Raw genomic sequence first — 19,847 nt, forward strand, 5'->3', positions numbered from 1 at the left:
TTACTGAAACTGCGGTTCGACCTTTGCGCCCTCAACCACGGCGTCACCGGGACTCAACACAATAGCATCGCCCACCTTCAGGCCCCCAACCACCTCCGTCACTGTTCCCAGGTCGCGCCCCAGCACAATCGAACGGAAGTGCACCACATTGTTTGCGTCGATCACCACCGCCTGCGGCCCCGCCGTGCGGATCACCAGACCATTGGCCGGCAACAGCACCGGAGCAGCCCCCCCCGCAGGAACATCGAAGACCGTCGTGGCATACATGCCCGGCAGAATCCGGCCGTCGTTCTTCAGATCGACCTCCACCAGCAGCGTCCGCGTGCTCGGATCAATGCTCTGGCTCGTGCGGGCGATCGTTCCTGAATAGACCTTGCCGGGGAGCTCGCGGAGCGTAACCCGCGCCGCATGTCCGTTCGCCAGCCCAACAGCGCTGGCCTGCGGAACATTCGTGAAGACGCGCACCTTGTCCGACTGCCCGATGGAAAACATCTCCGTCACGCTGTTCTGGCTTCCCGAGCTGATCAGCGATCCACGATCAATGCTTCGCGCCAGGATCACCCCATCGAACGGCGCCGTCACCCGCGCAAACGTAGCCTGCTCCGCCAGCGAACGAACGTTGGCCTCTCCAGCCGCTATATTCGCCTTCGCCGCATTCACGTTCGCAATATCGACATTGGCCTGCGCCAGTCTCTGGTCCGCGTCCTGCTGCGAGACAACACCCTGTTTCACCAGCCCCTGCCAGCGCTCGTTGGTCACCTTTGAGAGCGCCGCATTCGCCTCCATCTGCTGCAACTGCGCCTTCTGCTGCAACACCGTCGCCTTTGCCTGCATCAACGCCTGCGCCGTCTGTGGGTCGTCGATCTCCGCCAGCAGTTGCCCGCGACGTACGCGGTCGCCGATATCGACGTACCGCGCCTTCACGTACCCTGAAGTACGCGCGTAGACCGGCGTCTGATCGAAGGCCTGCACCGTGGCTGGCAGCTCGATGTGTCCGGTGGGATCTCCCTGTACCACCCGCGTGACAAGCACCGTCGGCGGTCCCGCGGCAACCTTCGCCTCTGCCTCCAGCGCGTCGCGATGACGCAGCTTCGGCAGCAGAAACAGAACGCCAACCACGATCAGCAGGAGAAAGAACGCCGTCATCCCCACATAGGGAGCGCGGCTGTTGCGGTTCGTATCGGCCTCAGTATGTTGCGTCATCGTCCTCTCACCATCGTGCCGGTTACTCCGGCACCTCTTCCATGTGCATCTTCACCGGCTGACGGCTGCGCAGGCGGCTGTAGATCAACGGCACAATCAACAATGTCGTCACGGTCGCCACAATCAGGCCGCCAATCACGGCGCGGCCCAGCGGGGCATTCTGCTCTCCGCCCTCGCCCAGCCCCAGCGACATCGGCAGCATCCCGATGATCATCGCGAACGCCGTCATCAACACCGGCCGCAGTCGCGTCGCACCTGCCGAGGACGCCGCCTCAAGCGCCGTCATGCCAGCCGCCCGTTGATCGTTGGCAAACGTTACCATCAGGATCGAGTTCGCCGTCGCCACGCCCACCGTCATAATCGCTCCCATCAGCGAAGGCACGCTGAAGGTCGTTCCCGTAACAAACAGCATCCACAGAATGCCGCACGCCGCTCCCGGCAGCGCCGTCAGAATGATGAACGGATCGAGCCAGCTCTGAAAATTGATCACCATCAGCAGGTAAACCAGAAGCACCGCAAAGATCATTCCCAGCCCCAGCCCGGTAAACGACTGGCGCATGCTCAGCACCTGTCCCCGCACCGTGATCTGCGTGCCCGGAGGCACCAGCTTCCTGTACTTGTCGACGATCCCGTCGATATCGCTGCCCACGCCTCCCAGGTCGCGCCCATGTACGCCCGCAAAGATGTCGAAGACCGGCTGCACGTTGTAGTGGTTCGTCACCGCGGGGCTGAACCCGCGATCAATCCGCGCAAGGTTGTTCAATAACTGCGGCCCAGGCGCAGCGGAGGAGGAAGAATCAGTCGTACTGCTGCGCGAAGTCCCTCCCGCCGTAATGGGAATGCTCGTCAGCGCCGCAACGGAGTCCATCTTGTACTGCGGCGTCTGTACCACTACTTGGTAGTTCACCCCATTCTGCGGGTTGAGCCAGAAGTTTGGCGACGCCTGGCCGCTGCCGGCAAGCGCAAACAACATACTGTTGGCAACATTGCCTTCCGTCAGCCCAATCGACTGCGCGCGGCTGCGGTCGACATTCACGCGAAGCTCAGGAGCATAGACCACCTGATTGATGTGCACATCCGTCGCTCCCGGAATCGCGGCAACCTCCTGACGTATCTTCTTCGCCCACTCATAGTTCGGATAAAACGCCCTGCCGCTCACCTGAATGTCCACCGGCGCCGGCAGTCCAAAGTTCAGAATCTGGTTCACGATATCCGACGCCTGAAAGTAGAAGGTGACGCTGGGAAACCGCTTGTGCAGCACCTCGCGCAGCTTCCGTCTGTACTCCGCCGTCGGCCGATGGCCCTCGTGCAGCGAGACCAGCACCTCGCCATCCTGCACATCCATCAGGCTGCCGTCGCCAAATGCCAGGTTGAAGCTGCCATTCGGGATGCCGATGTGGTCCAGGATCAATCCCAGCTCGCCCTCCGGAATCACCTCCCGGATCGTCGCATCCACCTGCTTGAAGATCCCCTCCACCTCTTCAATGCGTGTGCCGGGAGGAGTGCGTACATGCAGGCGAAACGTCCCGGCATCGACGTCGGGAAAGAAGTCCTGCCCGATAAACGGGAGCAGGCAGGCCGAGAGCGCGATCAACAGGGCAAAGCATCCAAAAGAGAACGCCGCATGGCCCAGCACCCAGTCCAGCGCCCCGCGATAGCGGGCGCGGAACCGCTCAAACAGCGCATTGAAGCGGAAGTGAATGCGCCATATCCAGCTCGCATTCGCAGGCGCCGAGCCATGGCCTTCTTCCGACTCATGGTCCTGGTACATATCTACTTCACTGGCCAGAAGAAACTTCACCATCGTGGGGACCAGCGTTCGCGAAAGCAGGTACGACGCCATCATCGCAAAGACCACCGCCATACCCAGCGGCGTAAACAGACTCTTCGCCGCGCCCGACAAAAACACCACCGGCACGAAGACGATGCAGATGGCCAGCGTCGATACAAACGCCGGCACCGCAATCTGCGCCGCTCCATCCAGAATGGCTGGCTCAATCTCCTTGCCCTGCCCCAGATTGCGATGGATGTTCTCGATCTCGACGGTCGCATCGTCCACCAGGATGCCCACCGCCAGCCCCAATCCTCCCAGCGTCATCGTATTCAGCGTCTGGCCCAGGAACTTCATCACAATGATCGAAGTGAGAATCGAAAGCGGGATCGAGATCGCAACAATCACCGTGCTACGCCAGCTTCCCAGAAACAGCAGGATCATCAGCGCTGTCAGGCCCGCTGCAATCGCCGCCTCGCGCACCACCCCCTGAAGGGCCGCGCGCACAAACAGCGACTGGTCGAACTGGAGGTCGATCTTCAGGTCCTTCGACAGCCCCGCCTGAATCACCGGCAGCCGCTCCTTCACCCGCTTGACGATGTCCAGCGTCGAAGCCGAGGACGCCTTCAGGATTGTCAGCAGCACCGCGCGTTTGCCATTGACGCGGACGATGTTCTGCTGGATCGCCGACCCCTCATGCACGTGGCCGATATCGCGCATGTACACCATCGCGCCGTTCAAACTGCGGATCGGAATATCGTTGAGCTGTTCCAGCACCTGCGGACTCGCATTCGTCCGCACAATATAGTCCGTCGTCCCCACCTTGGCCGTGCCCGCCGGAAGAATCAGATTCTGCGCCGTCAGCGCACCCACCACATCGGTCGGCGACAGACCCTTGGCATAAAGCTGCCCCATGTCGAGGTCGACCATGATCTGCCGAGCCTTGCCGCCATAAGGCGCCGGCACTTGCGCCCCCTGCACCGTCGCCAGTTGCGTTCGCACAAACTGAAGCCCAAGATCGTACAGGTCCGACTCCGACAGCTTGTCGCTCGACATCAGGGCCTGAAGAATCGGAACATTCGACGCGCTGAACTGAAGGATGAACGGCGGAGTCGTCCCCGGCGGCAGAATGCGCAGGATCGTCTGGTTGACCGCCGTCACCTCGGCAACCGCCGCCTCAATCTTCGTTCCCGGCTGGAAGAATATCTTGATGACTGAGATGCCGCTCACCGACTGCGACTCGATATGCTCGATGTCGTTCACCGTCGTCGTCGCGGCGCGCTCGCTCACCGTCGTGAAGCGCTTCTCCATCTCGTCCGGGCTGGTTCCCGGATACGTCCAGACCACGGTCACTACGGGAATGTCGATTACAGGGAAGATGTCCGTGCTCATCGTCTCGATGCTCACGATCCCCAGAACCAGTATCAGCACCGCCATGACGACGAAGGTGTACGGTCGCCGGAGTGCCAGTCGAACAATCCACATAGCAAAAAAGTCCTTCTCTTCTATTGGCGGGCTGAGTTGTTATCTGTTTGAGACGATGGCGGCTAATCCATTGTTTCACGTAAGCTCATGACGCTGCACGAATAGCAGATCACCCACAGGCTCTTGTCTATCGACGCAAGCGGGGGCAACGGCATTTATCAGCATTTTTGATAGACGCGCCACAACCCCTTTCAGCGCAAACCAGTGAAGGCCTCGCTGGCTGTAGTAGGCCGAAGGCCCGGGTCCACGAGAGCGCAATAAGCGGCGTCGCTCTGTAGTCGCCCGCCGTCCAGGGGCCGAAGCCCCGTTCCATATCAGCCCAGGCCGAAGGCCTGGGTTCCGGCAAGGCGCGATCCGAGGGCTGAAAGCCCGCCACAATGGCGGTATCCAAACCCAGAAGAAAGCCTACATCTCGCCGATTTGTCACACTCACGGCGTAAAATGGATACATGTCGCGTGGATGGGAGAGTAAATCCGTGGAAGAACAACAGGCACAGGCATCGGCTCCAAAACCCGACGTCAAGGAAAACTCCGCCGAGACCGCCGAGCGCAAACGCAAACTCCAGGCGCTTGAACTGCAACGCGAGCGCATCCTCTCGGAGAGAACCTCAAGCCCCCACCGCCGTTCCGCCCTCGCCTACGCGCTGGCCGACATCGAGGAAAAGCTCGCCGAGCTGGGCTGGACTGTCCACATGTAGCCATCCCAAAAACGAAGAAGGCCGCCGGAGCGGCCTCCTCCTCTATGACGAAATGCTTCTATTGCGGCGGATTCGACGTCCCCGTCGCATTCGGTTGCGCCGGAGCCGCTGGCGGCGCCGCGGCATCCGGCCCCTGCTGCTGGACCCCGATGGCATCGCCCGACACCACCAGTTGCACACGACGGTTCAGCGCCCGCCCCTTCGCGGTGCTGTTATCGGCCACCGGCTTGGCCATGCCATACCCCGTCGCGACGATGTTGTCCGGCTTCACGCCCTGCGTCACCAGAAAATCCCTCACCGCCCCCGCGCGATTCTCCGACAGCTTCTGGTTGAACTGTTCGCTGCCCACGTTGTCGGTATACCCCTCCACCTGAAGCTTCAGCCCCGGATACGCCTGTAGAATCCCTGAAACCTTGGCCAGGCTGATCTGCGTTGCGGGCTTCAGATTGTACTTGCCCGTCTCGAAGAGCACGTCCGACATATTCACAATCAGGCCCCGGGCCGATTCGCTCGTAGCCAGTACGCTGTTCAGTTGTGACAGCAGACGCTCCCTGGCTTCCTTTGCACTGTCCGCGCTCTTGGCTGCCGCAGCCGCCTGGGCCTGCGCCTGTGCGGCCTGTGCCTGCGCAAGAGCAGCAGCTGCCTCCGCGCGCGCGCGCTGCGCATCCGCCTGCGCCTGTGCCGCCTTCGCTCGCTCGGCATCAAGAGCAGACTGCTGCGCCTGCGTCTCAGCCTGCTGCTGGGCCAGTTCCGCATTCCGCTGACGTTCCGCCGCCTGCTTCCGCAGCGTCACCAGCCGGGCATCCTCGGCCCTCTGCACCGCCTGACGAGCGTAAGTGATCCCCATCTTCTGATCGGGCTTCTTTCCGGTAAGAATATCGGTGGCGTTCTTCAGATCGCGCATCGACTCGCGATAGATGTCCTGCGCATACTTCTCCGCCCCTGCATCCTGCGCGATGCGGATCGCATTGTTGGCCTCATACAGCTCAAGAGGATACTTCTCATTCCGCGTAATCGGGTCCAGTACCGACTTCGACCCAGCCGTCTCCGCATACGTCCCGCGCGGCAGCAGCATATAGTGCGCGTTCACCTTCTCCAGCACGCCCGTCGTCTTGTCCTGAATAATCTGGTTTTCCAGAACCACCACATCGCTCGGCTGCGTCACCGAAAAGTACGGCTCGGCCGTCACTACCAGCCCGAACGACTGCAACGCCGTGGTCACCGTAATGTTGTTCTTCGTCCCTGAAGGCAAGACCTCGCCCAGGTTGTTTGGCCTGCCATCGGGGGTAATCGCCCAAAGCACATAGGTCAGATACTCGCGGCCAAAGCCGTTGGCCGGCGTCAGTCCCTGAAACCTGGCGTCGATCACGATACCGCCGCGTTCGCTCGTCACCTTGGCCTCGCCCTTGGCCATCGGCAGCAGAGCCGTCCCCTTGAACGCGATCTTCGTCGACCCGCTGCGGTGCAGATAGTTCACCGCATCCAGGTCGCGCTGCACGACCTTCACCTTATAGAGGTAAACCCCCTCCGACTCCTTCGTAATCTTGTTGTCGTCACCGGGCGCCTGCTGCGCCATCGGGTTCGGCTCCTGCGCCGCAAGCAAAACAGAAGAACCCGCCGCCATTCCAACAACGATCAAAACCGCAAAGACCAGTCGGCCTGCAACGTTCATCATGCACTTTCTCCTTGAGCAATCGGCGAACCTCGCCGGCCACGCCGCCATTCTGAGCTACGCCCCTTCGCGTCGTCATTCTGACCCTCGAGCGAAGCGAAGGGGAAGATCCCGTATTTCTCTTCTGCTTCCACTCCAACACAGCCCGGCGAAATCTCCAAAGACTGCCATTAACTGCTAAAACTGCTAAGGCGAGGCTTTTCATCTCTTTTGAGAGAAAAGCCTCGCCTTAGCAAGTCTCACGCAGACTACGCGTGCTGATGCGTATTCGACCGATGCACAAAGTGATACGGCGGCCAGGGACCAGAGAGCTGCATCTGGCACTCTTTCATCTGTTGCAGCGCCGACGTGTACTTGTTCTGATACCGCTCGATCGTCTTGTTATCGATCAGGTGGGCGATATCGAGAAGCATCTTGCCCGACTCCATCCGCTTGCAGGTAATCTCCTCTGCCAGCGGCAGGAACATCCGGTGCATCTGCACCGAGAGGGCACGCGCCTTCGACTGGCGCTCCCTCTGACGGCTCGCGCTCTCGCGCAGACTCGTCAGGTACTGCTGACCCACCGTCATATCCCGGAAGGCCGTTCCCGGGCAGATGTCGTCGACCAGCACCTTCAGGTGCATCTCCGCCTTGCCCCGCAGCCGCTCGACATTCGCTAAAAAATGCCGCTGGTTCGACCGGACAGAGCGGCGAAGCGAGTCGTCATCCTGAAATGTCGTTCCAAACCGGAATGGCAGAACCGTAGAGTGTTTGAAGCAGTCCGCAATGACCCGGGCGTGGTCTTTTTGCGATTGTTGATCCATACGGGCGCTGTCTTCTGCGCTGTGCTCGGAGACAATGACCGCCAGGTCACTGGCGGGAAAAAGAAATGTTTGATTGCCAAACAGGCCCGTGACTCCGGTAAGTGGCATCGGCCGGCGATGACGGCTCAGCTCCGGAAAGGCCAGTCTCTCTGCGATGCAATAGGCATACCAAGCCATTTGTCCTACCTTTCTTTGAGACGCTCCAAGGGCGCAACCGCCCATGCGAGCAGCTTGTTTGTAACTCACACTGATACGAAAGGTGTCAGCAAGCGATTCATCTGCAATATGTTCTGCATTCTGGCGCGTGCGCGATAAGCGAACTGAACCGAATCCGAAAGGATAGTATTCCTATCGAAAGACGGTTGGCAACACTCCAGCATGGAAAATGCACCGAAAACCCTCCTGCTGCATCGCTGATCTGCGGATAGATCGCCCCTTACAGGTAAAATCGTTGAGTCCTGCCCCTATGGACGCAACCCTGATCCCCGAAAACCCTATCTAAAATCCGTGAGTTACAACAATCTTTAGAACTGGCCTGGAACGACTGATGACACCTTCCAAGAAAAAACTTTTGCCTCTCTGCGTTCGCGGGCTGGCCTCCCTTACCCTGGGCCTGATCTCCTTTCTCTCCGCAAGTCCCACCCCCGTTCTCGCCCAGAGCCCGTCCACCAAGCCCGCTCCCCCGCCCCCCGACGTCGTCGTCTTCAAGAACGGCGACCAGTTGACCGGCAAGCTCGAGCGCAGCGTCGGCACCAGTCTCGTCTTCAAGAGCGATGCCGTCGGCGAAGTGACCATCCCCCTCGACAAGGTCAAAGAGATGCGCTCGGCCAGCAACTTCGTGGTCCTGAAGAAAGACGAGAAGATCACCCGGCAGCCCAGGCAGGCCACCGCCATCACCATGGTCGACGACTCCGTCAGGGAAACCGCCTCGGGCGAGACCATTCCCTCGAAAAACATCGCCTATATCGTCGACGGTGCAACCTATAACAAGGAGCTCAACGGCAACCCAGGCCCCTTCAAGGGATGGAACGGATCCATCACCGGAGGAGCAACCGTCCTACAATCAACTTCTTACGGGCAGACGTTTACCCTGGGAACTTCGCTCGTCCGCACTATCCCCGAGGCCGCTTACCTTCCCCTGCGCACCCGCAGCACCTTCAACCTGCTGGAGACCTACGGCAAACTGACGCAGCCCGTCATTCCCAACCCAACCAACCTGCCCGACTCCGTCGCAAAGACCAACATCTTCCACACCGACTTCGAGCACGATAAGTACTTCACCTCGCGCTTCTACATGCTCGGCGGCGTCTCCTACGACCACAACTTCTCCCAGGGCCTCGCCCTCCAGCAGATCTACGGGGCTGGCGCCGGCTACACCATCCTTCTGGACTCCGTGCAGCAGCTCGACGCCAAGGCCGACGTTCACTACGAGCGCCAGCACTTCACCCAGTACCCACTACCCGCCGTCTCAAGCCCCGACCAGAATCTGATCGGCTCCACCTTCGGCGAAGCCTACAAACGCACACTCCCGGGCAAGATTCTCTTTACGCAGAGCGGGACCTACATCCAGTCGTGGAACAACACCAACGCCTGGTCCACGATCGGCGCCTTTGGCCTCGCGCTGCCTGTCTACCACCGCTTCAGCCTGAGCGTGAACTTCCTCGACAACTACCTCAACAATCCGGCCATCGGATTCAAGAAGAACTCCATGCAGTTCATCACCGGAGTCACGTATACCCTCCGCTAGAAACGGCACGGCTACAAACATCGATGGCCCCGAATTTATCCGGGGCCATCGACTTTTAATTAATAGGGTCTTCCGTTATCCCTGAACATCCGGGGAACTCTACTGTCCTTCCAGAATCTGCTTCACCGGGTCAGGCATCTCCTTGTCCGCATTCTTCAGCAGCAGACTCACCTGCCACATCTCGGTCTCTGAGAGTGTGCCCTTATACGACGGCATACCGGTAAGCCGGATACCATTAGCAACCCGCCAATAGGTCTCGCCGGGCTCGTCATCACTTACGCCCACCACTTCGGACTTCTCATGCTTCTTCCAAAGCTGGGGTGCCGATGGATACATCTTCGCCGCAAAAACTACGTCGTGGCCGGGAGTTCCGTGGCAGCTCGCACACTGTGCTTTATAGATATGCGCACCCGCCTCAAAGACATCTTCGCTTACCCCAAACGGAGGGTCTTTCTTCTCGCGATCGATGCGGCTGTGCAGCGGCAGGCGAACCAGCTCCTTTTCAAACGGAAATGCCTTATCTGCTACCGCAACCGGCAATGCTGAAAAACGCAGATAGAGAAATCCGCCAACTGCTACAGCCGTCACTCCCAGCAGAAAACCCCAAAACAGCTTCGCCATCGGTTTCGCTCCTAATCGTGCCTATTTGCCTTCCAGAATGTTTATCACCGGATCGGGCAGTTCTGTACCGGCATTTTTCAGCAGAAGCGTAACCTGCCATATCTGCGTGTCGGGAAGCGTTGTGGCGAACGGAGCCATCCCGGCCTTATGCCGTCCGTGAGCGATCTGCGTGTATATGTCGCCGGGATCTTTTGCGCTCACACCGATAGCCCCTCCCTTCCCTTTCTTCCACAACTGGGGTGACGCAGGCAGTGAGTGACCGCCCAGCGTCGCATCGTGTCCGGGCGTCCCATGGCAGCTCGCACACCGGGCGCGATAGACGTGCGCCCCACCCTCGAAGACATCCTCGCTGGTCCCAAACGGCGGGGTCTTCTTCGCCGACTCAACCGCAGTCTTCGACGGATCGCCCGAATGATCGGGGCCAGAAGACTCCCCGGTCAGCCCCGCGGGCATCGACGGCAGCTTGCCTCGCAGAGCAGACGGGTTCTCTCCATAGTGCAGCCAGGCATACCCCGCCCCTGCCGCCCCTGCCACACCAAGCAGGAACCCCATGAAGACCTTCCCCGCGCCGCTGCCCTTGCCGCTCTTTCTTGCCATGAAAAATATCTACCCCTTTGCGGCGCGATTCCGGCCCGCGCGCACTCACAGGACCGCCGTCAATGTTCTAATAAGAACTGGCCCGCGGTTTGAGTCTCTCCGGCGGCGCGGCCCCCGGTTCCACCATAGCAAGAGCCCAGCCAGTGCAGGAGTATTCGTTGATGTTCGGTTTCAGGTTCAGTGTGAGGTCTGTCGCAACCCTCTTGATCGCCACCGCCGTTGCAAGCACAGCCACTTCGCTTGAGGCGCAGTCGGCCCATCGCACCCGTCGCGAGTCCAACGCCAACCGCAAGGCGCGTATCGAACGCACCATCCAGGAGACCTACTCCCACCAGTGGGAGGTCGGCGGCGGCGGCGGCTATCTCCGTTTCCGCTCCGGCGAGTTCCTGCAGAAGAACAACGAGGTCACCTTCTGGGTCTCCGGAACCCGCTACTTCAATCCGAAGTTCGGCATCCTGGGTGAAGTGCAGGGCTCCTACGGCAACGCCAAAGTCGGCAACACGATCTATAACATCGAAAACCCGCAGATCTCGCAGTACACCTTCAAGTTTGGCCCCGCCTATCGCGTCTACGTGAAAGAGAAGTACGCGGCCACGGTCTTCGGCGCCGCCGGTGCAGGCATCGGCAAGTTCGACTCAGGTTCGAAGGGCATTCCCGCCACCGCCCTCGGCCTGTGGCCCTCGGAGACGCGCGCCGTCTTCTCGGCTGGCGTCAACCTCGACTACAACTTCTACCCCAACCTCGCCTTTCGCGTGACCCCCCAGTACCTGGGCTCCACCTGGGGCGGGAAGCTGCAGAACAACGTCGGGGTGAACGTCGGCATCGTCTATCGCTTCGGGCACATCAAGTAGCTTGATATCAAGATAACGGCCGAACTCCGACGCTAAGTAATTTTGGCATGGGGTTCGGTCATATTCTTTGGGTCGAGAATCTCGGCGATCTGCTCCTCGCTCAACAGCTTCTTCTCGCGCGCGATTTCCACAATCGACCGCCCCGACGCGACCGACTCCTTCACCAGCTCCGCCGCCTTGCGGTAACCGATGTATGGGTTGAGCGCAGTCGCCAGCGCAATGGTGCTGGAGGCGTAGAAGGCGTTGCGCTCCTTGTTGGCCGTAATCCCCTGAATACAATGCACATCCAGCTCACGCAGCGTGTTGGTAAGAATAGTGATCGACTGAAGCGTGTTGTGAGCCATCGCGGGCATCATCACGTTCAGCTCAAGCTGCCCCGCCTGCACCGCCATCGCGGTCGCCGTGTCATTGCCGACGACCTGAAAGCAGACCATCGCGGTCAGCTCCGGAAGAACGGGGTTGACCTTGCCCGGCATGATGCTCGAGCCGGGTTGCAGGCTGGGCAGATGAATCTCGTTGAGGCCGGTGTTCGGCCCCGAAGACAGCAGCCGTAAGTCATTGGAGATGCGGATCATCTCCAGCGCCAGCGTGCGCAGCGCTCCCGAGACCTCGGCCATCGGCGCGCAGGACTGCATGGCATACCGCAGGTCGTAGGCGGAGTGCAGCTCCAGCTTCGCGATCTTCGCCAGCTTCGCCACGGCCCGGGCGCGGTAGTCGGGATGGGTGTTGATCCCCGTCCCAACCGCCGAGCCTCCGAGGCCGAGCGAGTGCAGCGTAACGGCGTTGCGTCGGATCGCAACAGACGCCTCTTTGACTGCGACAGCGTAGGCTTTGAACTCCTGCCCGAGGGTGATAGGCACGGCGTCCTGCATGTGGGTGCGGCCAGCCTTGAGGATGTCTTTGAACTCGTCGGCCTTTTTGGAAAAGCTTGACGTCAAGCTATCCAGAACCAGATACAGATCTTCGAGCGCCAGCAGCGCCGAGAGCCGCATAGCCGTGGCGAAGACGTCGTTGGTCGACTGGCCATAGTTGACGTGGTCGTTGGGGTGGACCTTCTTGTAGGTGCCCAACGGCTCGCCCAGAATCTGCCCGGCGCGGTTGGCGAGCACCTCGTTGGTGTTCATGTGCAGGCTCACGCCCGCCCCCGCCTGGAAGACGTCGACGACGAAGTGCTCATGGTGCTTGCCGTCGAGCACCTCCTGCGCCGCCTGCGCGATGGCCCTTCCCTGCTCCGGCGTGATGAGGCCAAGCTCGGCGTTGGCCTCCGCTGCCGCGAGCTTGATCATCGCCAGCGCGCGGATGAGGAACGGGCTCGGCCTCAGGCCGCTGATGGGAAAGTTGGCTACAGCTCGTGTGGTCTGCGCTCCGTAGAGGGCAGAGGCGGGGACTTCAACTACACCTAACGAGTCGGTCTCACTACGCTTTTTCGACATCGCTTTTATCTCCTGCAGATTGGATGTCGTAGAACATCGCAAACTTAGGTATTAAACCTAAGAAATGCGGTAGGGCCTACCTCGTCATCGATTTTCTTAAGTTCCGCGACAAAATTGTCCACCGCCGCAGCCTCAATAGGTGCATGTAGAGTTACCGTTTGGTTTGCTCCATTTCGAGTACCAGTTAGTACGGTGAGCGTAACTGCCATATGACCTGCAAGATCGATTTTGTGCAAACGAACTGAGGCTCCGCCACACCCGGCACCATCAAGATCGCCTAGTATGAACTCCCGTACATCGCTTGGCCTTTGCGGAAACCCGTCAAAGACATGAGCCATCTCGGGGAGGACTCCATAGGAGAGATAGATATCGGCTGTCCCACCAAATTCTCCGTTCCACGATGACAGTCGTGCCTCAACCATATCGTTGTCTTTCCAGATCAACTTTAGTAATAAACCTCGGTCCATTAGACCCTTTCGATAACCGCGCATCTGAAATGACAACCACGACAACGATACTTCAGAAACCCTAGAATGATGGTGCCATGGCCACCATCAAGCAAGCCGATTTCGTCCAGTCCGTCGCCGACGCGTTGCAGTACATCAGCTACTACCATCCTGAGGACTTCATCACCAACCTGACGCGCGCCTATGAGCTGGAGCAGTCGCCTGCGGCGAAGGACGCGATGGCGCAGATCCTCATCAACTCGCGCATGTGCGCCGAGGGGCATCGGCCCGTCTGCCAGGACACCGGCATTGTGACCGCCTTTGTGAAGGTAGGCATGGAGGCTCGCTGGGACAACGACGGGAAGCCGCTGATGACCGTGCAGCAGATGGTCGACGAGGGCGTTCGCCGCGCCTACCTGCTGCCGGACAACAAGCTGCGGGCTAGCATCCTGGCCGACCCGGCGTTTTCGCGTAAGAACACGGGCGACAACACGCCTTCTGTCGTCTCGGTGGAGATGGTCACGGGCGGCGACGTGGATGTGACGGTCGCGGCCAAGGGCGGCGGGTCCGAGGCGAAGTCGAAGTTCGCCATGCTGAATCCCTCGGACTCGATTGTGGACTGGGTGCTCAAGACGGTGCCGACGATGGGCGCGGGGTGGTGCCCGCCGGGGATGCTGGGCATCGGCATCGGCGGCACGGCGGAGAAGGCGATGGTGATGGCGAAGGAGTCGCTGATGGACCCGATCGACATGCAGGAGCTGATCGCGCGCGAAGCAGCCGGCGAGCCTGTCAGCAAAATAGAAGCCCTTCGCATCGAGCTTTACCGCAAGATCAACCAGCTCGGCATCGGAGCGCAGGGGTTGGGCGGGCTCACAACGGTTCTGGACATCAAGATTCTGGACTACCCGACGCATGCGGCGAACCTGCCGATTGCGATGATCCCCAACTGTGCGGCGACGCGGCACGCACACTTCCACCTCGACGGCTCGGGGCCGGTGGCGCTGGAGCCGCCGTCGCTCGAGAGCTGGCCGGAGCTGACCTACGACACATCCAAGGCTCGGCGCGTGAACCTCGACACCGTCACCCGCGAAGAGGTGAAGACGTGGAAGCCGGGCGAGGTGCTGCTGCTGAACGGCAAGCTGCTAACCGGCCGCGACGCCGCGCACAAGCGCATGACCGACATGCTGAACAAGGGCGAGAAGCTGCCGGTGGACTTCACGAACCGATTCATCTACTACGTCGGCCCGGTGGACGCCGTGCGCGAAGAGGCCGTCGGCCCCGCAGGCCCCACGACCGCCACGCGCATGGACAAGTTCACGCGGCAGATGCTCGAGCAGACGGGTCTGCTGGGTATGGTGGGCAAGGCCGAGCGCGGTCAGGCTGCAATCGACGCCATCGAGGAGTTTGGCGCGGTGTACCTGATGGCCGTGGGTGGCGCGGCGTACCTCGTCTCGAAGGCGATTCGAAGCAGCAAGCTGCTGGGCTTCGGCGACCTGGGCATGGAGGCGATCTACGAGTTCGACGTGGTCGACATGCCGGTGACGGTGGCAGTGGACTCGAAGGGCACGAGCGTGCACCAGACAGGGCCGGCAGAGTGGCAGGCGAGGATCGCAGGTGCGCTGGGCGGGGTGCCGATTCTGCAGTAACCCCCTCCCCCTGTTTTGGGGCAAAGTATTCATAAATCATGCTTTAGCCTTGGACTTCGGTCTTTGCTTCGCCGGTAAAGTGTTGAAAACCCTGAGATGCGAGATGCGTAAAGCGGTAAAGTCTTGAATCGATTGGGTTAAAGAGAAAGCCCCTTGAGAGATGATCTCAAGGGGCTTTTGTTTCTTCTTCAATTGTATCTGTTCGGGGCAACTGATCGGTAGATTTATGTTGTTTATATTCAGTAATTTATACCCGATAGGGTTTGACAGGTTTTTGGCATGAACCCTGGCGACGTAACGAGTCACCGCGAGATAGTGAATGGCCTGAGACCATTCGAGCGGTTTTCAACTCCGTCCTGCAGTGTGTTATCGCAGCCCACTGGAAATTGTCTTTCAACTGAAGCTGACTAGATGATAGGGTGGCCAAGACCCTATGAATCTTGTATCACTTGTATCAATCGCCCCGACACGGGCCTGCCGGTCGCTTTGCCCTGCCCACGCAACACTGGACGGCGTCAGATCTCTGCTGCTCGTTGCCATGTCCGTCGCGATTCTTCTTTTGACGGGAACGCGGGCTCTCCGTGCGCAGAGTACGATACATGTTCCAGCAGACCAACCCACCATACAGGCTGCCATCGATGCGGCTCAGAATGGCGACACTGTCCTGGTTGCGCCTGGCACGTACTACGAAAATCTCCTGGTTCAGAACAAATCGATTACTGTCCGAAGCGACAAAGGAGCAGCGCTGACGATCCTGGACGGCGGCAAAAAGAATGTGGTCGCTAGTATTTACGCCAGTGTTGGGTTCAACATTACCCTCGACGGCTTCACCATCCAGAACGGAGCCACTTCGCTTTCACCCTCTAATGGCGGAATCGTTGCATACGGCTTTGCCACCATTCAGAACAACATCATCCGCTCAAACTGGGGTTATGGCATCACTGTTCAAGGCGGAAGCGTAAACATCCTCAATAACCATGTCATCACAACCGCTCCAAGTGCCAGCCAAGGTTACTGCTATGTGTACGCGCTGAACGGCATCAATCTGGTCAGCAACATGCTCGCTGGTCAGATTACGCAGGTGCAGACTCGCATCAGCGGCAACCTCATCGAAGGCGATGGCACCTTCTGTTCTGGCCCGGGCATAGGCGTGACCGCTACCAGTCCCGTTCTCATCGAGAACAACATAGTACGCGGAACTACCAGAGGAATTGGTGTAAGCGATGGCCAGCGCGCCGATGACGATGTGCACGTCATTGTTCGTCAGAACCTGATCTATAACAACCGCTACGGCGGTTTGTATTTTGATTATTTTCCCTTCTTTGGTTCTACCCCTTATGGCGTAGCGCCGGTTACCATGGTCGCCACCAACAACACCCTCTACAACAACGTCACTTCCGGTACGTATTACGACAACACAGGTGGCGGCCCACTCGCCGAGGTTGTTCTCGGCGATTTTTACTCGCGGATGGCCTTGTTCAACAACCTAATCATTGGCAATTCCTCCGTCTCCCCTGTCATCAATTGCTCTTCCACAGGAGGAGTATCCAGCGTCAATCGAACTCCGCCCATCTTCGACCACAATGACATTTACAACGCGCAACCTTCCTCTGCTGCGCTCTTTCTGAACGATTGCGGATACGCCGCATCCTTTATCGGACTCAACGGCAACATCTCCGCAAATCCGCTCTTTGCCTCTTCCACGGACCTGCATTTGAGCCGTTCATCGCCGTCAGTCGACGCTGCGAATAATTCGGCCTTCGGCATTGCCGACACTGATCCCGATGGAAACCCACGCGTGCAGGATGCAAAAGGCATCGGCTATCCCGTAATCGACATGGGTGCTTACGAAGCCTCAGGCTCCCAGGCTCCGGCCATTTCCACCCTTACACTTACCCCCTCTACCTACTATCAGCTCAGGCCGGAGCCAATTACCCTGACCGCGATTCTGCGCTCGCCCAGCGGCCCCGTCTCTGCTCCCATCACCTTTCTTCAGGATGATGTTCCTCTCCCTCCCGTCAATGCTGACGCAACCGGCACCGCGACGATCAGTCTCCCCAAACTCCCGGCAGGCATCTACCGGTTCACCGCAAGCTACGCCGGCTCTACGTCTCTTTCTCCTGCAACAAGCACCGTCGTTTATGTGCGTGTTCCGGCGCCGCAGTCAACCCTTGTTCTCACCCCGTCCCCCAATCCCGCGGCTTACAAGCAATCGGTTACTTTTACGGCCACCGTCACCAGCACCGCGTCTCCTACCTCGCCACCCTCCGGCATCGTGGCATTCACTGAAAGTGCTTCTATCCTCTCCAACCAAGCCCTGGTGCCGGGCACGGGCAACACAGCCGTAGCTACGTATTCCACCAGTACCCTTACTCCAGGCGTTCACAACATCACCGCCACCTTTTCTCCCACACCGAGATTCGATGGGGACAGCCAGACTGTGCAGGTAAGCATCACCGGCAACTCGACATGTGGCACTCTGGTCTCCTCCGCCAATCCAGGGACCCTTGGCCAGTCCATCACCTTTACCTCCTCGGTCGTCAACACTTGCGGCGGCCTAGCTCCTCCTACCGGATTGGTGTACTTGAGCGACGGTACAAAACTAATTGGAGCAGTGTCATTGACCGCAATAAGCGGTACAGCATCAGCCGCGTCTTTTTCTACCAGCAGCCTGACCTTTGGTACGCATACGCTTACTGCCGCATTTCGGCTTGACCAAGGGCCACAAACCATCACAGCGGCCCTGTTACAGGTCGTCAACCTCCCAACCAGTACAGGCATCACGGCCTCGCCCAACCCGGCAGCTCCCGGCAGCAGCGTCGCCATCACCGCCACGGTGAAAAGTCCCTCAAGTATCCCTACTGGAACTGTCACCATCCTCGACGGTGCTGCACCGATTGCCTCACTCCCTCTCGATGCCCAAGGGAATGCAACACTGAACACATCCGCTCTCGCCATCGGCGTGCACTCGCTCAGTGCCACCTACTCTGGCGATGCGACGCACACCGGAAGCACATCAGCCCCATTGCTCGAGACCATACAGCTTCCCCCAGACTTTACGCTCGCTCTCTCGAACCCACAGTTGACGATCCAGACCCAGCACCACGCAACCACTTCAGTGACGCTCTCCAGCCTCAATGGCTTCGCTGACAGTGTCTCGCTCGCCTGCGGCACGCTCCCCCAGTACGTCAGCTGCAGCTTTACCCCGTCCACATCCGCACTCGCCTCGGGAGGATCAGCTTCTGTTGTCTTGTCCGTGGACACCGATTCTGTTCCTGGCTACGCCATGCGTTTAGATCCCACTCGCCGTTCAGTGGCAACCCTGGCGGTTCTGCTCTGCCCGGTCGGATTGCTCTCTTTCGTAGGACTTCGCTCCCGCGTGCGATCAAGAGTACGCCTCTGCGGCCTCTTCCTAGCGTTCGCCTGTATCGCCGGGATACTTAACGGCTGCGGAGGCAAAGGCGCTTCAGGCAGCGTTCCACCCGTCAGGATTCCGCCATCGGCGACGCCGGGCACATATACGATACCGGTTACAGCGACCGGCACGACCGCCGGAATTACTCGAACCGTGCAGCTGACCTTAACCGTAACACCGTAGCCTTCCCTCTCTTCCGACTCCTGCGCGTTCTATGACTGTTTTTCGGCTGCGTAGGACCCAGGAGGTTCGCGGAACGGCTCTACAGCGATGCGCTCGTAGCGCACTTCCAGTACCGTCAGGTTTTCTTTGCCGCCTGGAGCATCGAGGACGACGCTGTCTCCCTCAGCCGACCTCATGAGCGCGCGCCCCAGAGGGGACATCCAACTGACATGGTTGCGGTCGAGATCGACCTCGTCTGTGCCTACGATGCTCACCGATCGCTCCGCCCCCGCTGCATTGGCATAGAGCACCGTCGCGCCGAAGAATGCTTTCGTCTGGCGCAGGCCCGATCTCGGAGCTTCCGGATCCACCACCTCTGCGGCTTCAATTCGCTTTGAGAGAAAGCGAATGCGTCCATCGATCTGCCGCAGCCGCCGCTTGGCGTACTGATAGTCGGCGTTTTCACTGCGGTCGCCGTTGCCGGCAGCCCACCCCACCACCGCCGCCACGGCGGGGCGGTCTTTGTAGAGAAGAAACTGGTGCTCCTCTTTGAGGCGCTGCAGGCCGCCAGGTGTTATGTAGTTTCTGACTTGCGTTGCCGGCTGGTCCGGTTGTGGGTGCCGGGTAAATCCTTTTCTCATATTGTTAGTTCTACCAGTACGAGGTCAGTGGGTACTTATTTGTTGAACATCCGATAACGGCGTTTACTATTACTCATCATTGAGAGGAGTTGGATGAGGAACGTCGGTCCAAAACTTGCCGCATTCCTGGTTCTGCTATGTGCTGGAGCTTATGCACAACATTCGAACTGGACTCCTGATATGGCTCAGAAAACCCATCAGCAAGGTTACTGGATCGATGCTTCGACCGGCCTCATGTGGGTAGCCCAAGACAGCGATAAGCGCATGGGCTGGCACAAAGCAGCCAAGTATTGCGAAAAGCTGAGGACTCAAGGCTACTCAAACTGGAGACTACCGAGCATTGAGGAACTGGTGAGCCTTGTGAACCTACAGGCATACGCCACCGAACACGTGGGCAGTAGCGACATCATGCGCTGGAACGGCGACCTGCATGTGAATGGAGGTCTTCTACTCAATGGCGATCGACATTGGAGCAGCACGAAGCTCTCACCGAACAAATACTCGGCATTCGACTATCGCGTGGGGAAGACGATGGCCGGATTTGAGGATTGGGCCGAAGGCGACACTATGTATGCACTTTGCGTAAGAACAGTTCAAAAAAATCAACCACCTAATAACCCTTGATCGAAAACTGCTTGATGAACGGATTTGATCAC

15 protein-coding genes are annotated in these 19,847 nt (G+C 59.3%); 6 read left to right on the top strand and 9 right to left on the bottom strand.

The genetic code is table 11. The features are described from left to right. Positions 1–1,203 carry an efflux RND transporter periplasmic adaptor subunit gene (locus JSS95_14170; protein MBS1800957.1) on the bottom strand — a complete coding sequence of 401 codons (1,203 nt, stop codon included), beginning with the start codon at positions 1,201–1,203 and terminating at the stop codon, positions 1–3. 22 nt (positions 1,204–1,225) lie between these two features. Next, complete coding sequence (locus JSS95_14175; GenBank protein MBS1800958.1) at positions 1,226–4,459, bottom strand: efflux RND transporter permease subunit; 3,234 nt, start codon at positions 4,457–4,459, stop codon at positions 1,226–1,228. A 476-nt stretch (positions 4,460–4,935) separates the two neighbouring features. On the opposite strand from JSS95_14175, the gene JSS95_14180 reads away from it, so the two are divergent. Then, positions 4,936–5,157 (top strand): hypothetical protein, encoded by a 222-nt coding sequence (locus JSS95_14180; protein ID MBS1800959.1) that lies wholly within the window; start codon positions 4,936–4,938, stop codon positions 5,155–5,157. A 58-nt stretch (positions 5,158–5,215) separates the two neighbouring features. Here JSS95_14180 and JSS95_14185 read toward each other — a convergent pair whose 3' ends face one another. Both JSS95_14185 and JSS95_14190 read right to left on the bottom strand, forming a co-directional pair. After that, the gene (locus JSS95_14185) at positions 5,216–6,733 is read right to left on the bottom strand and encodes an OmpA family protein (protein ID MBS1800960.1); all 1,518 of its coding nucleotides are present in this window, start codon (positions 6,731–6,733) and stop codon (positions 5,216–5,218) included. A 344-nt stretch (positions 6,734–7,077) separates the two neighbouring features. Further along, positions 7,078–7,809, bottom strand: coding sequence for a GvpL/GvpF family gas vesicle protein (locus JSS95_14190; GenBank protein ID MBS1800961.1), 732 nt, complete (start codon positions 7,807–7,809; stop codon positions 7,078–7,080). Between the two features lie 370 nt (positions 7,810–8,179). Here JSS95_14190 and JSS95_14195 point away from each other — a divergent pair, with 370 nt between their 5' ends. Then, the gene (locus tag JSS95_14195) at positions 8,180–9,379 is read left to right on the top strand and encodes a DUF481 domain-containing protein (GenBank protein ID MBS1800962.1); all 1,200 of its coding nucleotides are present in this window, start codon (positions 8,180–8,182) and stop codon (positions 9,377–9,379) included. A 99-nt stretch (positions 9,380–9,478) separates the two neighbouring features. Here the strand turns inward: JSS95_14195 and JSS95_14200 are convergent, their stop codons facing one another. Further along, a complete protein-coding gene (locus JSS95_14200) occupies positions 9,479–10,000 on the bottom strand; it encodes a cytochrome c (GenBank protein ID MBS1800963.1) in 522 nt (173 codons plus the stop codon). Between the two features lie 21 nt (positions 10,001–10,021). Beyond that, on the bottom strand, positions 10,022–10,597 hold the full coding sequence (locus JSS95_14205) for a cytochrome c (GenBank protein ID MBS1800964.1): 576 nt from the start codon (positions 10,595–10,597) through the stop codon (positions 10,022–10,024). A 161-nt stretch (positions 10,598–10,758) separates the two neighbouring features. Between JSS95_14205 and JSS95_14210 the strand changes: the two genes are divergently transcribed. Continuing rightward, the gene (locus JSS95_14210; GenBank protein MBS1800965.1) at positions 10,759–11,448 is read left to right on the top strand and encodes a hypothetical protein; all 690 of its coding nucleotides are present in this window, start codon (positions 10,759–10,761) and stop codon (positions 11,446–11,448) included. A 32-nt stretch (positions 11,449–11,480) separates the two neighbouring features. Here JSS95_14210 and JSS95_14215 read toward each other — a convergent pair whose 3' ends face one another. Together JSS95_14215 and JSS95_14220 are read right to left on the bottom strand one after the other, a co-directional pair. After that, positions 11,481–12,881: an aspartate ammonia-lyase gene (locus JSS95_14215; protein MBS1800966.1), complete on the bottom strand. Its 1,401-nt coding sequence runs from the start codon at positions 12,879–12,881 to the stop codon at positions 11,481–11,483. A 44-nt stretch (positions 12,882–12,925) separates the two neighbouring features. Further along, positions 12,926–13,348: a hypothetical protein gene (locus JSS95_14220; protein MBS1800967.1), complete on the bottom strand. Its 423-nt coding sequence runs from the start codon at positions 13,346–13,348 to the stop codon at positions 12,926–12,928. Between the two features lie 77 nt (positions 13,349–13,425). On the opposite strand from JSS95_14220, the gene JSS95_14225 reads away from it, so the two are divergent. Both JSS95_14225 and JSS95_14230 read left to right on the top strand, forming a co-directional pair. Then, a complete protein-coding gene (locus JSS95_14225; protein MBS1800968.1) occupies positions 13,426–14,973 on the top strand; it encodes a fumarate hydratase in 1,548 nt (515 codons plus the stop codon). Between the two features lie 433 nt (positions 14,974–15,406). Then, positions 15,407–18,571, top strand: coding sequence for an Ig-like domain repeat protein (locus JSS95_14230; GenBank protein MBS1800969.1), 3,165 nt, complete (start codon positions 15,407–15,409; stop codon positions 18,569–18,571). A gap of 29 nt (positions 18,572–18,600) precedes the next feature. On the opposite strand, the gene greB is transcribed toward JSS95_14230, so the two are convergent. Then, positions 18,601–19,191, bottom strand: a complete 591-nt coding sequence (gene greB, locus JSS95_14235) for a transcription elongation factor GreB (GenBank protein ID MBS1800970.1) — start codon at positions 19,189–19,191, stop codon at positions 18,601–18,603. 93 nt (positions 19,192–19,284) lie between these two features. Here greB and JSS95_14240 point away from each other — a divergent pair, with 93 nt between their 5' ends. Next, entirely contained in the window at positions 19,285–19,815 is a 531-nt protein-coding gene (locus JSS95_14240) for a DUF1566 domain-containing protein (protein MBS1800971.1), read from the top strand. The last annotated feature ends 32 nt before the right edge of the window (positions 19,816–19,847 follow it).

Source organism: Acidobacteriota bacterium (assembly GCA_018268895.1).
Taxonomy (GTDB): domain Bacteria; phylum Acidobacteriota; class Terriglobia; order Terriglobales; family Acidobacteriaceae; genus Edaphobacter.

Bases quoted from the DNA above. Each gene is read 5' to 3' on its own strand.
- JSS95_14170 (MBS1800957.1), bottom strand. From the start codon at position 1,203: ATGACGCAACATACTGAGGCCGATACGAACCGCAACAGCCGCGCTCCC.
- JSS95_14175 (MBS1800958.1), bottom strand. From the start codon at position 4,459: ATGTGGATTGTTCGACTGGCACTCCGGCGACCGTACACCTTCGTCGTC.
- JSS95_14185 (MBS1800960.1), bottom strand. From the start codon at position 6,733: ATGGCGCAGCAGGCGCCCGGTGACGACAACAAGATTACGAAGGAGTCG.
- JSS95_14190 (MBS1800961.1), bottom strand. From the start codon at position 7,809: ATGGCTTGGTATGCCTATTGCATCGCAGAGAGACTGGCCTTTCCGGAG.
- JSS95_14195 (MBS1800962.1), top strand. From the start codon at position 8,180: ATGACACCTTCCAAGAAAAAACTTTTGCCTCTCTGCGTTCGCGGGCTG.
- JSS95_14200 (MBS1800963.1), bottom strand. From the start codon at position 10,000: ATGGCGAAGCTGTTTTGGGGTTTTCTGCTGGGAGTGACGGCTGTAGCA.
- JSS95_14205 (MBS1800964.1), bottom strand. From the start codon at position 10,597: ATGGCAAGAAAGAGCGGCAAGGGCAGCGGCGCGGGGAAGGTCTTCATG.
- JSS95_14210 (MBS1800965.1), top strand. From the start codon at position 10,759: ATGTTCGGTTTCAGGTTCAGTGTGAGGTCTGTCGCAACCCTCTTGATC.
- JSS95_14215 (MBS1800966.1), bottom strand. From the start codon at position 12,881: ATGTCGAAAAAGCGTAGTGAGACCGACTCGTTAGGTGTAGTTGAAGTC.
- JSS95_14220 (MBS1800967.1), bottom strand. From the start codon at position 13,348: ATGGACCGAGGTTTATTACTAAAGTTGATCTGGAAAGACAACGATATG.
- JSS95_14225 (MBS1800968.1), top strand. From the start codon at position 13,426: ATGGCCACCATCAAGCAAGCCGATTTCGTCCAGTCCGTCGCCGACGCG.
- JSS95_14230 (MBS1800969.1), top strand. From the start codon at position 15,407: ATGAATCTTGTATCACTTGTATCAATCGCCCCGACACGGGCCTGCCGG.
- greB (MBS1800970.1), bottom strand. From the start codon at position 19,191: ATGAGAAAAGGATTTACCCGGCACCCACAACCGGACCAGCCGGCAACG.
- JSS95_14240 (MBS1800971.1), top strand. From the start codon at position 19,285: ATGAGGAACGTCGGTCCAAAACTTGCCGCATTCCTGGTTCTGCTATGT.